General features: G+C 49.8%; 15 protein-coding genes. 9 read left to right on the plus strand and 6 right to left on the minus strand.

Annotation, left to right across the window (positions count from 1 at the left end):
* Positions 1–20: 20 nt before the first annotated feature.
* Positions 21–1,196 carry an alkane 1-monooxygenase gene (locus B9Z32_RS10595; protein WP_233248247.1) on the plus strand — a complete coding sequence of 392 codons (1,176 nt, stop codon included), beginning with the start codon at positions 21–23 and terminating at the stop codon, positions 1,194–1,196.
* 53 nt (positions 1,197–1,249) lie between these two features.
* On the opposite strand, the gene B9Z32_RS14260 is transcribed toward B9Z32_RS10595, so the two are convergent.
* Together B9Z32_RS14260 and B9Z32_RS10605 are read right to left on the minus strand one after the other, a co-directional pair.
* Positions 1,250–1,393 carry a hypothetical protein gene (locus B9Z32_RS14260; protein ID WP_199219983.1) on the minus strand — a complete coding sequence of 48 codons (144 nt, stop codon included), beginning with the start codon at positions 1,391–1,393 and terminating at the stop codon, positions 1,250–1,252.
* 15 nt (positions 1,394–1,408) lie between these two features.
* Positions 1,409–2,665 (minus strand): MFS transporter, encoded by a 1,257-nt coding sequence (locus B9Z32_RS10605; protein ID WP_108421390.1) that lies wholly within the window; start codon positions 2,663–2,665, stop codon positions 1,409–1,411.
* Between the two features lie 119 nt (positions 2,666–2,784).
* Between B9Z32_RS10605 and B9Z32_RS10610 the strand changes: the two genes are divergently transcribed.
* Positions 2,785–3,777, plus strand: coding sequence for a tripartite tricarboxylate transporter substrate binding protein (locus B9Z32_RS10610; protein WP_108421391.1), 993 nt, complete (start codon positions 2,785–2,787; stop codon positions 3,775–3,777).
* Between the two features lie 42 nt (positions 3,778–3,819).
* Here the strand turns inward: B9Z32_RS10610 and B9Z32_RS10615 are convergent, their stop codons facing one another.
* Together B9Z32_RS10615 and B9Z32_RS10620 are read right to left on the minus strand one after the other, a co-directional pair.
* Positions 3,820–4,365 (minus strand): carboxymuconolactone decarboxylase family protein, encoded by a 546-nt coding sequence (locus B9Z32_RS10615; protein WP_108421392.1) that lies wholly within the window; start codon positions 4,363–4,365, stop codon positions 3,820–3,822.
* A gap of 18 nt (positions 4,366–4,383) precedes the next feature.
* Complete coding sequence (locus B9Z32_RS10620) at positions 4,384–4,632, minus strand: DUF3297 family protein (RefSeq protein ID WP_108421393.1); 249 nt, start codon at positions 4,630–4,632, stop codon at positions 4,384–4,386.
* A gap of 197 nt (positions 4,633–4,829) precedes the next feature.
* Between B9Z32_RS10620 and B9Z32_RS10625 the strand changes: the two genes are divergently transcribed.
* The 6 genes from B9Z32_RS10625 (at position 4,830) to B9Z32_RS10650 (ending at position 10,598) form a co-directional block, all read left to right on the plus strand.
* Entirely contained in the window at positions 4,830–5,903 is a 1,074-nt protein-coding gene (locus tag B9Z32_RS10625; RefSeq protein ID WP_108421394.1) for an ABC transporter ATP-binding protein, read from the plus strand.
* A gap of 60 nt (positions 5,904–5,963) precedes the next feature.
* Entirely contained in the window at positions 5,964–7,295 is a 1,332-nt protein-coding gene (locus tag B9Z32_RS10630) for an ABC transporter substrate-binding protein (protein WP_108421395.1), read from the plus strand.
* Between the two features lie 34 nt (positions 7,296–7,329).
* Positions 7,330–8,232 carry a carbohydrate ABC transporter permease gene (locus tag B9Z32_RS10635; RefSeq protein ID WP_108421604.1) on the plus strand — a complete coding sequence of 301 codons (903 nt, stop codon included), beginning with the start codon at positions 7,330–7,332 and terminating at the stop codon, positions 8,230–8,232.
* 26 nt (positions 8,233–8,258) lie between these two features.
* Complete coding sequence (locus B9Z32_RS10640; protein ID WP_369909940.1) at positions 8,259–9,101, plus strand: carbohydrate ABC transporter permease; 843 nt, start codon at positions 8,259–8,261, stop codon at positions 9,099–9,101.
* A gap of 21 nt (positions 9,102–9,122) precedes the next feature.
* Positions 9,123–10,100, plus strand: a complete 978-nt coding sequence (locus B9Z32_RS10645; protein ID WP_158268206.1) for a tripartite tricarboxylate transporter substrate binding protein — start codon at positions 9,123–9,125, stop codon at positions 10,098–10,100.
* 69 nt (positions 10,101–10,169) lie between these two features.
* The gene (locus tag B9Z32_RS10650; RefSeq protein ID WP_108421398.1) at positions 10,170–10,598 is read left to right on the plus strand and encodes a universal stress protein; all 429 of its coding nucleotides are present in this window, start codon (positions 10,170–10,172) and stop codon (positions 10,596–10,598) included.
* 19 nt (positions 10,599–10,617) lie between these two features.
* Here B9Z32_RS10650 and ylqF read toward each other — a convergent pair whose 3' ends face one another.
* Together ylqF and B9Z32_RS10660 are read right to left on the minus strand one after the other, a co-directional pair.
* Positions 10,618–11,559, minus strand: coding sequence for a ribosome biogenesis GTPase YlqF (gene ylqF / locus B9Z32_RS10655; protein ID WP_108421399.1), 942 nt, complete (start codon positions 11,557–11,559; stop codon positions 10,618–10,620).
* 52 nt (positions 11,560–11,611) lie between these two features.
* The gene (locus B9Z32_RS10660; RefSeq protein WP_108421400.1) at positions 11,612–12,301 is read right to left on the minus strand and encodes an endonuclease; all 690 of its coding nucleotides are present in this window, start codon (positions 12,299–12,301) and stop codon (positions 11,612–11,614) included.
* A gap of 221 nt (positions 12,302–12,522) precedes the next feature.
* On the opposite strand from B9Z32_RS10660, the gene B9Z32_RS10665 reads away from it, so the two are divergent.
* Positions 12,523–13,290 (plus strand): class II aldolase/adducin family protein, encoded by a 768-nt coding sequence (locus B9Z32_RS10665; protein WP_108421401.1) that lies wholly within the window; start codon positions 12,523–12,525, stop codon positions 13,288–13,290.
* Positions 13,291–13,332 lie beyond the last annotated feature (42 nt).

The following is a 13,332-nucleotide window of genomic DNA, read 5'->3' on the forward strand; positions in this document are numbered from 1 at the left end:
TGCAACACGGTACGACCTTCTTGAACCCAGCTGTCCAACATCATCCGCAGCAAAGCCAGCCTTATGTCGATCGAAAGCGATGGGCCTGGTTGCTTTCAGTGATTGGACCTGCCATCTCAATGGTTGGCACTCTGGCAGTTTCTGTGTTCGGTGTTGGCACCTGGATCTTGTTTTTTCCATTGGTTTTTTTCTACGGTTTGGTACCCCTGTTGGATTTTTTAATTGGCGAAGACACCAGCAATCCCCCTGAGTCTAGTATTGCGGCATTAGAAGCCGATCCCTATTACCGTTGGATCACGTACGCCACCATTCCTGTTTTGTGGGTATCAGTTATTTTCAATTGCATTTTCCTATGCTCATTCTCATTGAGCGCCATGGAATGGATTGCCACCGTTATTACCACCGGTTCCGTTTTAGGATTTGGTTTGAATGTCAGCCACGAACTTGGCCACAAACTTCAAAAAATACCCCGAAAAATTGCGCTGTTCAATACAGCCCTGGGCGTTTACGGTCACTTCTCCATTGAACACAACCGCGGCCATCACCGGCATGTCAGCACCCCCGAAGATCCTGCTTCTTCCAAAATGGGTGAGAATATTTATCAATTTGCTTGCAGAGAAATTCCGGGTGGCGCGTTCAGGGCATGGCAACTGGAATCTGATCGACTGCATCGTCAAAACAAATCGAGTTGGCACTTTGAAAATGAAATCCTTCAGGCTCTTTGCCTCAGCATTTTGGTCCACGGCACCCTAATTGGTTTTTATGGCATCGAGATGGTCATGGTTTTGGTGCCCTTGGTCTTGTGGGGCGCCTTTCAACTAACGTCGGCCAACTATGTCGAGCACTACGGCATTCAACGATTGAAAACAGCCCAAGGCAGCTATGAAAGCTGTCAACCGCATCATTCTTGGAACAGCAATCACTTGGTTTCTAACTTGGTGCTGTTTCAACTTCAGCGTCACTCCGACCACCACGCCTATCCCGGTCGAAGCTATCAATCGCTCAGAGATTTCCCCCAACTCCCTCGGTTGCCGTCTGGTTATTTTGGGATGTTTTTCTTAGCCTACTTGCCACCACTTTGGTTTCGAGTGATGGACCCCCTGTTGGTCAAAACACTTCAAGGCGATGCATCGCGTATCAACTTTTTGCCAAGTGCCAAAAATCGTCTGACACAAAAGTATGGCCTGGTTGCGTAGTTGCCTTATTGCCTTATTGCCTTATTTTCTTGTACCCCAACTGAATTGGTGACTTAACTCTTAGCACCCATTGCAACTTGGAGATCAGATTCTCCCAGCATGCCATGCAGAAGCCGCGCAACCTCCCAAGAGGGATTTTCTGTTTCACCCCCAAAGGGTTCAAAACCAGTGATGAGTAATTTCAATTTTGACTCCACAGCTTATTGCTCAAATTAAAGCGCATTGTTTGCCACCGAATGTCGGTCCCACAATGCGCGTCGCCAGTAAACAGTTAGCGCCAATGTCAGTATCAAACCGAGGGCTGAGTAAAGCCCGGCCGTAGCCACATAACCAATACTTTCAACCAAGGGGCCGCTGATCAATAAACCAATGGGCAAGCCCCAAATGGCCAACATGCGCATGCCCATGACCCGGCCATGAAAAGCGGGCTCAGTGGCGCGCAACATGACCGCGGCCAGAGGTGTCATGCACAGACTTTGCACAAAACCGGCCAGCATCAAAATGAACATACCGAAATACAAATTTTGGGTGAACGCAAACACAAAATCCAACAGGAACCAGGCACTTGAGGCGACGATCATGGTTTGAGACGCGCGCAGCTTGAATTTGTGGGAGCTCAAAGTGAGAGAAGCCAGCAAGCCACCAAACGCAAAACTAGCCCCCAAAAAACCAAGCCCCGTCTGGCTGGTAAGGAAGATATTTTTGGCAGCATAAGGCAACAAACCCAATGAAAAGGGAAACGCCAACAAGTTCACCAAAAACGCCACGGCCATCGCACCCATGAGAATCGGCTTGTGCCAAACATAGGTGAACGCTGATTTCAAGTCTTGCAGCGGGCTGGCCAAAGCCACAGAACTTGGCGCGGGTTGAACATTGTCAACACCTCTTGAAAGCCAAAAGCTAATGAAATACAAGAAAGTAACGACCAGATAAGCAGACGTCATTCCCAGAAAAGCCACAATACCCGCGCCCGCCAATGCGCCAGCAATCCTGGCCGAATCTGAGGTCATTCTGGAAATTCCAAGCGCAGCCATGAGTTGTTCTGGCGGCAATGTTTTTGCGATCAAGGCATTGCGCATCATCTGGTCCGAGGGCCTGATCATGCCCACAACGGCCGACAAAATGAGCACCTTCTCGGGTGTCAAGGCTTCAAAATAGGAAAGCAACATGATGACAAAAGCCATCAGTGCGTAAATGGCTCTTGTGGACCAAAGCATTCTCCTGTAGCCCATGCGATCACACACCACACCAAAAATGGGGGCTACCAAAGAACCTAGATATTGCAGTGCACCATAAAACACCAGCATCAAGACAGACCCAGAGGCCGACAAGATGTACCAACCCAAGAGGATGGTCTCCATTTCAAAAGCCCAAGAGGTGGCAAGATCAGCGGGCCACTGGTATCTGAAGCTTTTAACGCGAAATGAATCACGCCAATTCAATTGCGCTGGCGTTGAAGAATTTGTCATCTGTTTTCATTTTAGGCAAAAGTTGACGAAGTGCTGTTCGATCCACAACCCGCGTATAGGGTTAATACTTATCAGCTGCTTGCCATGAAGCACTAGCATCGTTGCAAAGGAAATTCCAAATGAAGCTCACTCACAATTTATCCCGCACACTGAATTACAAACTCAAGCGCCTATTGCTTATTGCTAGCATCATGCCGGTGTTGGCTTTTGCCCAAGCCTGGCCCACCAAGCAGCCCATCAAATTGGTTGCAGTGTTTCCACCTGGCGGCTCTGTCGATCAGGTTTCTCGCATCATTGCACCCGTCTTGTCGCAGCAACTTGGACAGAGTGTCATTGTGGAAAACAGAGGCGGCGCTTCAGGCGTCATTGGCACTGCTTCCGTGGTGTCCGCACCCGCCGATGGTTATACGTTTGCAGTCGTGTTTGACACCCATGGCGTCAATCAAAGCTTGATGCCCAATATGCCTTACGACAGCAAAAGAGACTTGGTGCCTTTGATTTTGGTGGGCACATCGGCCATGGTTTTGACCTCCAACGTGGGCAATGAATACAAAACTTTTGCCGACGTGGTGGCTGCTGCAAAAGCCAAAAAGAATGTTTCCTTCGGCACCATTGGCAATGGCAGCTTAGGTCACTTGGCCATGGCCTTGCTGGGTAAAAATGCCAACTTAGAGTTCAACCACATTCCCTACAAAGGCGGTGGCCCGCTCATGACCGATGCTGTTGCGGGTCACGTACCCTTGGCCATGGGCACTGTGTTTTTGAGCAAGCCCCACATTGATAACAAACGCATTCGTCCCTTGGCTGTTACATCCTTGAAACGGGTACCAGAATTTCCTGAAATTCCAACCATTGCCGAGGCAGGATTTCCTGGATTTGAAGCGCCTGCTTGGTGGGCTTTGTTGGCCTCCAGCAAAACGCCGCCAGATATCGTCAAGCGCATGAACGACGAATTGAACAAGGTGTTGCAAAATCCTGAAGTGGCTCAAAAACTCAGCGCTCAGGGCATTGAACTCTCGGGCGGCAGTGTCGAGAAAGCCAGGGCCTTCATTGACAAGCAACTTGACACATGGTCCAAAGTGGTTCGAGACAATGGCATCAAGCCCGATTGAAATGAGTCTCAGCGAAGCGGCCTGAACGGCCCCTTCAAAGACTTATTCTTCGGGTGAAACTTCAAGCGCCACCAGCAGTCTGGCCACCATGTTGTAAGCCGCGATGGCGGTGGTCAGCTCAACAATTTCTGTGGTGTTTAATTGGGTTTGCAGTTGCTTGAACAACCCAGCGTCAACTTTCACGTTCAAGGTCATCTGGGCCGCATACTGCACCACCCACCTGGACATGGGGTCTAAGGCTTCGTCTTGCACACCCTTGTCTGGCGCATTGGCTATCGCTCTATTTAAGCCATCCAACTCAGCTTGCGTGCCACCTGCTTTGAGGTAGTCGGGGGCATGGTGGTGGTACTCATAGTGCGCACCTGTTAGGAGAGCTACTGTGCAAATGCCAAGCTCGCACAATTTGCGAGAAGCAGACAATCCCGTTCTGACATTGCGCATGTAGACATTCCAACCAGATGCAACGGGATAGCTCCACAACAGCGCTTTGTCGATGTTCAGCAGTTCCCCGCCTCTGCGGGCCAAAATGGCGTCAACCAACTCTTTGGGTTGGCTCAGTTGCTCTGGGGTCCAGTCGGGGATGCGCATGAGAAATTCCTTGATTGTTTATCGGTAAAAGGCTTCAACCTTGCCCTTGAGTTTCATCAAAAGAGGGTTACCTTTGCGGTCGAGGGCCTTGCCGGCTGGCACTTTGATCCATGACTCACTGATGCAGTATTCCTCCACATCCTTTCTTTCCTTGCCATTGAAACGAATGCCAATTTCGAATTCGAAGATGGCTGCGTTGTAAAAGGGGCTTTTGGCGTCAATCGACAGATGGTCTGGCAATTCGGGGCGTGAGTTTTTGTCGCTCATATTCTTTTCAATTTGATAAAACCGTTGTTATATGCAATTCTCTCCCATTTGAGGGTGGTTTACATTCCAAAATTTGGTCTGACCAATTAGGGTATCTTTGGATAAGAAACCTAAGCCAACAGTGTGATACTGATTTTCAGATCAAGTAGTTTGAGCCTGCCTAGTCAATGCAGGCCTGTTTTAGCAGGGATTTTCTAATGGCCAGTGTATCGATCCGATCCGTCAAAAAGAATTTTGGCGATGTTCCCATCCTTCACGGTGTTGACATTGAAATTGAGGACGGCTCTTTCACCGTATTGGTTGGCCCTTCTGGCTGTGGCAAGTCAACCTTGCTGCGAATGATTGCTGGGCTTGAAGAAATTAACAGCGGCCAAATCAACATTGGTAGCCGCGAAGTTAACAACCTTCCCCCCAAAGAGCGCGATATCGCCATGGTATTTCAAAACTATGCGCTGTACCCCCACATGACTGTTGGCGAGAACATGGCCTTCTCACTCACCTTGGCCAAAAAACCGCAAGCCGAAATCGACACCAAGGTGGCCCGCGCTGCCGATATTTTGGCGCTTGGCTCCCTGCTCGATCGCTACCCTCGTCAACTATCGGGCGGTCAGCGTCAGCGTGTGGCCATGGGCCGTGCCATTGTTCGCGACCCCCAAGTCTTTTTGTTTGACGAACCCCTCTCCAACCTCGACGCCAAGTTACGCGTTGCCATGCGCAGCGAAATCAAAGAGTTGCACCAGCGTTTGAAAACCACATCTATCTACGTCACACACGACCAAATTGAAGCCATGACCATGGGCGATCAAATTGTGGTCATGCGAGATGGCCGTATTGAACAAAAGGGTTCCCCACTCGACCTGTACGACATGCCCGCCAACCAGTTTGTAGCAGGCTTCATTGGTTCACCCGCCATGAATTTTTTACCTGGCAAATTGTTGGTCAGCGGTGGGCAATGTCAAGTTGAATTGAACGACGGCCTAAAGCTAGACCTGCTAAGTCCCGTTCAAGGACAAAATGGACAGCCCGTTATTTTTGGCACTCGCCCAGAACACCTCACCTTGGTGAGCAGCGGTGGCATCTCAGCCCATGTTTCTGTTTTAGAACCCACCGGCATGGACACCTTTGTTGCCTGCAAGCACGAAGGTGTTGAGTTCTCTGCGGTTTTCCGCGAACGTCACGAATTTCAATTAGGCAGCACCATCAACCTTCAACCTGACATGTCGCGCTCACACGTTTTTGACGCAGCATCGGGCAACAGGTTAGCCGCCTAATATTTGAAATTTTTTAACCATTTTTCTCGTCGCTAACCCACTCAAAACAGGAGACTTATCATGACAAAACTGAATCGTCGCGACTTCCTCGAAAGCTCAGCCGGTGCTGCGGCAGCTTCAACCACCCTTGGCTTGGGCGCTATGGCGGTTAGCCCAGCAGTCCAGGCTCAAAACATGGCCTTCAAGCCAGAAAAAGGCGCCAAACTGCGTGTTTTGCGTTGGAGCCGATTTGTGCAAGGCGACATTGACGCCTACATGGCCAACGTCAAGAAATTTACAGCAGCCACTGGCGTTGAAGTACGTGTAGACAACGAAGGCTGGGAAGACGTTCGACCCAAGGCTGCGGTAGCTGCCAATACAGGCGCCGGACCCGACATCATTTTGTCCACCAACGACGATGCCAATTTGTACCCAGAGAAATTGCTCGACGTCACAGATCTGTGTGAGTACTTGGGCAAAAAATATGGTGGCTTCTACCCTTCATGCCATGCGTATTTAAAACCCGATGGCAAAAAATGGATTGGCGTTCCACTTGGTGCTGCAGGTGCCATGATGGTTTATCGTCAAAGCCACTTAAAAGCAGCAGGTTTTGACTCATTCCCTAAGGACACCGATGGTTTCCTCAGAATGCTCAAAGCCCTCAAAGAAAAAGGCACTCCGGGTGGCTTTGCGCTTGGCAATGCCACAGGTGATGGCTTGTGGTGCAACTGGCTCATTTGGGCCTTTGGCGGCAAATTGGTAGATGCCAGCAACAAAGTGGTCATTGACAGCCCCGAGACCATCAAGGCTTTGGAATACGCCAAAGAAATGTACGCCACATTCCCACCTGGCACCTTGTCATGGCTCGACCCCAACAACAACAAAGCGTTCTTGGATGGACAGGTCAGCGTTACCAACAACGGCATCTCCATTTACTACGCCACCAAAACATCTACCGATGAAAAAGTGCGCGCATTGAATGCTGACGTTCACCACGCAGCTTATCCCGTTGGCCCTGTTGGCACGCCTACCGAGTCACACTTGTTCTTCAACCAGATGGTCATGAAGTACACCAAGTTCCCGAATGCAGCCAAAGAGTTCTTGCGCTTCATGATGGAAAAAGAGCAATTCGATCCGTGGCTCACAGCCGCTGGTGGCTATATTGCCCCTCCTTTGGACTTCTACACCAAGTCTGCCATCTGGACCTCCGATCCAAAGCACACAGCCTACCGCGATTGCGTGAAAAACATGCGTCCAGCAGGCTACGCAGGCAAGCTGGGTTATGCCTCAGCTGGCGCCGGTGCCGACTTCATTGTGGTCAACATGGTGGCTGAAGCTGCTAGCGGTTCTAAAACACCGAAAGAAGCTGCAGAACGCGCACAGAAACGTGCTGAGCGTTACTACAAAGTTTGATCTTTTTATCAACTGAAAAGAACCCATGACACCCTTGCTTGAGAGAGTTCAGAACAGCCGCAATGTGCTCGGCTTGATCTTTATGATGCCCGCAGCACTCTTGCTGCTGCTGTTTCTGACATACCCTCTTGGCTTGGGTGTTTGGCTTGGCTTTACCGATACCAAAATTGGCCGGGGTGGCCAATGGATCGGTTTAGAAAACTACATCTTCCTACTGGGTGACAGCGTCACTCAGTTAGCGTTGTTCAACACCATGTTCTACACCACGGTGGCCAGTGCGTTCAAGTTTTTCTTGGGTTTGTGGCTCGCCTTGTTGCTGAATAAAAATCTGGCATTCAAATCGTTTTTCAGGGCAGTTATTCTGCTGCCCTACATTGTGCCCACCGCTCTTTCTGCCATTGCTTTTTGGTGGATTTTTGATTCGCAGTTTTCCATCATCAGTTGGGCCCTGGTCAAAATGGGCTGGATCGACACCTACATCGACTTTTTGGGATCACCCTGGAATGCTCGTTTTTCCACCTTAGCGGCCAACGTATGGCGCGGTGTCCCCTTTGTGGCCATTACCCTGTTGGCTGGCTTGCAAACCATTTCGCCGTCTTACTATGAGGCCTCCGCCATCGATGGCGCAACGCCTTGGCAGCAGTTTTGGCACGTTACCCTGCCATTGCTCACCCCCATCATTGCGGTCACCATGACCTTCTCTGTGCTCTTCACGTTCACAGACTTCCAACTCATTTATGTGCTCACACGAGGCGGCCCACTCAACGCCACGCACCTCATGGCCACCCTCTCCTTTCAGCGGGCTATTCCTGGCGGTGCTCTGGGTGAAGGCGCAGCCATTGCCATTGCAATGGTGCCGTTCTTGTTGGCAGCCATTCTCTTCAGTTATTTCGGATTACAACGCCGCACATGGCAACAAGGCGGCAGCGACAAATGAGCAAAGACACACAAGACAATGTTGGCATGTCCTATTTGGACACCAATGCAAACAAAATTTTCAAAACCTACTTACCGCTTTTGATTTTTTTGTTCGTGTTGCTCTTTCCGTTTTACTGGATGGGCATCACCGCGTTCAAACCAGACAACGAATTGCTCTCGCGTGATGGCAATCCATTTTGGATTGTTGCACCAACATTGGCACACATTGAAAAATTGTTGTTCCGTACGGCTTACCCACAATGGATGTGGAACACCGTGGTGGTTTCTGTTACGGCCACATTCTTCTCGCTGTTTGCTTCGGTTTTAGCGGCCTACGCCATTGAGCGTTTGCGCTTCAAAGGCGCAAAACACACCGGTCTTGCCATTTTCTTGGCCTATCTGGTGCCGCCTTCCATCTTGTTCATTCCATTGGCATCGGTGGTATTTCAGCTGGGATTGTTTGACACCCGCTTGGCGCTCATCCTCACCTACCCCACTTTTTTGATTCCTTTTTGTACTTGGCTGCTCATGGGCTACTTCCGGTCCATTCCCTTTGAACTGGAAGAATGCGCCATGATTGACGGTGCCAACCGTATGGAAATTTTGGTCAAAATCATTTTGCCCTTGTCGGTTCCTGGCCTCATTTCTGCTGGCATCTTTGCGTTCACTTTGTCGTGGAATGAGTTCATCTACGCCCTCACCTTTGTCTCGTCTAGCGAAGTTAAAACCGTGCCTGTGGGTGTGGTCACAGAATTGGTGGAGGGTGACGTATACCATTGGGGCGCACTCATGGCGGGTGCGCTTCTAGGCTCACTGCCTGTTGCTTTCGTATACTCATTCTTTGTTGAGTATTACGTTTCAGGCATGACGGGGTCGGTCAAAGAATAAATGAAAAACAGAGGAAGTCAGATGCAAAAAACAGTTTCAAGCAGCCTACTTTCTCTTTTTCTGGGTCTGACACTGACTTGCTCTGCCCAAGCTCAAGCTTGGCCTACAAAACCTATCAAGCTCATCACTTCGGCGGCACCTGGCGGTGTGGTTGACATTTACGCCAGACGCCATGCGCCGCATCTTCAAGCAGAGCTAGGTCAAGCTATCATGGTTGAGAACAGGCCTGGCGCCTCAGGGGCCATTGCAGCCGAGGCTGGTGCCAAAGCGGATCCCGATGGTCATACGCTGTTCATGGGCAGCCAAAATGAAATGGGCTTAATTGGACAGCTCGGCGTTCCTGTTCGCTACGATGCCAACAAAGACTTTTCCGCTGTGGGTCTCACCATTGCAGGCTACCCAATTTTGATGGTCAATGCACAGTTAGGCGTCAAAAATGTGGCTGAGTTGCTGGCCTATGTCAAAGCCAAAAACACCACTTTAGATTGCGGTGGCAGTGGCACTGCCACCGTTGGACATTTTGTTTGCGCAGCATTTTCTGTTCGAACTGGCACCAAAATTCAATATGTACCTTACAAGGCCAATGTGCCAGCAATGACCGATGCAGCCTCAGGACAAGTTCAATTGGTTTCAGCTTTTTACAGCGAAGTAGCCCCATTCATTGCCACTGGCAAGCTCGTTCCCTTGGGTGTGTTTGGTGCTAATCGCTTGCCCTTGCTACCTAACGTACCCACCATGGCAGAGCAAGGCTTGAAAGATCTTGAACTTCAAAGCTACACCGTCTATGCGGTGCCCACTGGCACACCCATTGATGTGCAGCGAAGGCTCAACGCTGCCATCCTCAAAGCAGCTAACCAACCAGACGTCATGGACAGGGTTAAAGCGGTTGGTGGCATCTACTTCGATATGAATCTCGAAGAAACTCAAGCTTGGCAAAAACGCATTCAATCTCGTTGGAACAACATTGTTCAAGAGACAGGTATCAAGCTAGAGAAATAAAGCTTGATTTGCATCAAGGCACACATTTGCTAAAAGCCTAGTATCAATTCTTCACTTTGAAGGATTGATATGAAATACCTTATTGCGGTAGACGGCTCTAAAGCCTCCGAAAGTGCTGTCAAGTATGCAGCCGCCCTGTTCAAAAACATGAAGGGCGAAAATCACATCACGGTGATCACTGTCCAAGACAACTCTGCACTCAAAATGTTTAAAAAATTCACACCCAAAGGTGCAGTGGATGACTATCTTCGCGAAGGTGCCGACACCAATCTGGCTTGGTCCGTTCGATTTTTAGACAAAGCCGATGTGGCCCACGATATGGCCATCAAATTTGGCCACCCTAGCGAGCAAATTCTCAAAGAAGCCAAAGCAGGTGGATTTGACATGATCATCATGGGCACCAAAGGGCGCTCTGGGTGGGCTGACACAGTGTTGGGGTCGGTTGCGCAACGTGTGGCTGGTGCCTCCAAAGTGCCCGTACTCTTGATAAAGCCTTGAGCCAAGAAATGGCGCTTGGTCAGTTCTTGATCTTGGCTTTGCGAGCAGATTTCTTTTCTTTTTGAAGCGCTTCCTTGCGCAGCGTTTTCTCAGCGTCTGCTTTCATGCCCGAAGCCAGCCATTCAGAGAATTCTGTGGGCGTCTCTAAAGTCAGACGGCCCAAGGCTGCTGATCTGAAATCGTGAATCACAATTTCAGCAGCTTTGGTGGTGTTTACTCGGCCACCACTTTGAATGGCGCCCCGAAATCGAGCAATGGCTTCCAGCATGGTTTCATCGCTGTGCTCAGCTACATTTTGAATTTTGTAGCGAGTTGTCAAAGCCGATGGATAGTTGACAATCAAGTAATGCAGCAATTCGAGTGCCACCTCTTCATCGTCAAAGGCATTGACCCCAATAGCGCCACTGGCCGCTAAGTTGTAGCCGCTTTTCTCAACAATGATTCGAGGCCAAAGCACACCAGGCGTGTCATACAAATAAAAATCATCGGCCAATGTAATGCGCTGCTCCAGCTTGGTCACGCCAGCTTCATCACCTGTTTTGGCTGCTTTTTTGCCCTTCAGCGTATTGATCAAGGTTGACTTACCCACATTGGGAATACCACAAATAAGAACACGCATGGGTTTGGCCATGCCGCCTCGGTTGGGTGCCAACTGATGACAGGCCTCAATCAAGGCCTTGGCCGGAGACACCATGCTGGTATCAAGTCCAATGGCTTTGACATTGGGCAAGGCGTTGTAATGTGCCAACCACAAAGAAGTGCGTGCTGGATCTGCCAAATCTTGTTTGCTAAGCACCTTCAAGCCTGGTTTGCCTTGAATGAGCTGAGCCAACATGGGGTTGGCACTGGAGCCAGGCAGTCGGGCATCGAGCATTTCAATGACCACGTCAATGTCTTTGATGCGTTCCTCAATCGCCTTTCGGGTGAGGTGCATGTGACCGGGAAACCATTGAATTGCCATGGCGCTCAAAAATTGACACTAAAAAAGTACAGAGCTCTATTGTCCGATACTTCTAGACACCCACCAACTCCATGCGAGCAGTTCCTAGCATGATGGGTTTGACCAAGATTTTGTAGGTGTCCAAGTCAAAGCTTTGTTGAACGCTAACCTTCAGGTTGCCCGCTTTTGAACACGAGGTGCTCAAATAGCGCCAATCTTGAATTCGATGTCGCTGTATCCAACTGTCGTTCTGCTCGACTAAATCAATGGCGCCAGGAAAAGGCCATGCATGAACCTTCAAATCTGCCAAAGCGGTCATCAAGCGCTGATCGTGCTGCTCACGTGGCTCCAATCCTACGCAAGCCCCTAAGCATGTTTTGACTTGTAGTCCAAAGCAACCCCGTTTGCTGATTTTCTCGAGTCCGATGAGACCCAAACACAGACGATGCTGATCACTCAGCTCGCGCAACTTACTTTGCGCAGAATGCACGGAGCTGAAAAGTCCATACAGTCCATCTACTTGACCAAGTCCCAAATCTGAACCACTCACAATGATGGGCATCAAACCACCACCCACCTCATCGACTTGAAGCGTACACAGCTTTCTCAATCGCCTGAGACGCACATTGAAAATGGGATTCAAACTCTTGATCATGTGCGACTCAAGCATAAGTGCACCAATTTCACCGGCAGTTTCGATGCAATCAACCTGCAATGTCTGCGACATCATTTCGCGCTCGTCCTCAGCCCTCATGTGGGCCATGACCCTGCTTCTAATGTCTACACTTTTTCCGATATAAAGAGGCAAGGTACCCTTCCCTTTGAAAATATAAACACCCGATGACCTTGGCAGATTTGACAAAGTACTGGGTTGAAGGGGAAGACAAATTGTCACAAGGGTTGCACAGATAAGGGTTACGCCGCTTGAATTCTAATCAGCTTGGGGTAACCTCATTGAACTTTAACCTTCCAATTTGAAGTTTTATGTCAGTTCACACCCTGCACACAACAAGCACTCAAGACGCCGTTCAACAAGTCAAGATTCATTTGGCAGCTTCATTGCGCATGGCCGTCTTAGATGGCTTTGATGAAGGCATTGACAACCACTTCACGGTCTGCGTCCCAGGTCGAACCGATCAGTATTTTGTGTTGCCGTTTGGCTTGCATTGGTCGGAAGCCAAGGCCAGTGACATGATGATCTTCAATGAGGCCGGACAAACCCTAGAAGGGCGCGGTGTTGTAGAACTCTCCGCACAAAGTATTCATGCACCACTGCATCGCCTAACGGGCGCTAAAGTGGTGTTGCACACGCATCAGCCCTGGGCAACTGCCCTCAACATGCTCCAAGACAATCGCCTTTTACCGGCCACCCAAACGGCGGCATTCTTCCATGGTCGCATTGCCTACGACGATACTTATACCGGCCTCTCCTCCTCCATCGAAGAGGGTGAGCGCTTGGCCCATTTAATGGGCGACAAAACTGTGTTGTTCATGAAGAACCATGGTGTTGTGTCTGTGGGCGATACAGTTGCACAAGCTTACCGCCGCTTGTACAAACTGGAAAAAGCGTGTCAAACCCAAGTTTTGGCCATGAGTACAGGAAAAGCACTCAACATATTGAGCGACGATGTGATCCAACGCGTTCTCACGCCTTCGGGCGCAGACCGCCATCCTCGCGGTGATCGCGAACGGCTCTACTTTGAGGCCATGATGCGCATCCTAGATCGCACCAATCCTGGGTACGCTGATTGAGCATTGGGGTCAATTAATGTTGATCTGACCCCAATTGTTGGA

Origin of the sequence: Limnohabitans sp. MMS-10A-178 (genome assembly GCF_003063375.1) — a bacterium.
Taxonomy (GTDB): domain Bacteria; phylum Pseudomonadota; class Gammaproteobacteria; order Burkholderiales; family Burkholderiaceae_C; genus Limnohabitans_A.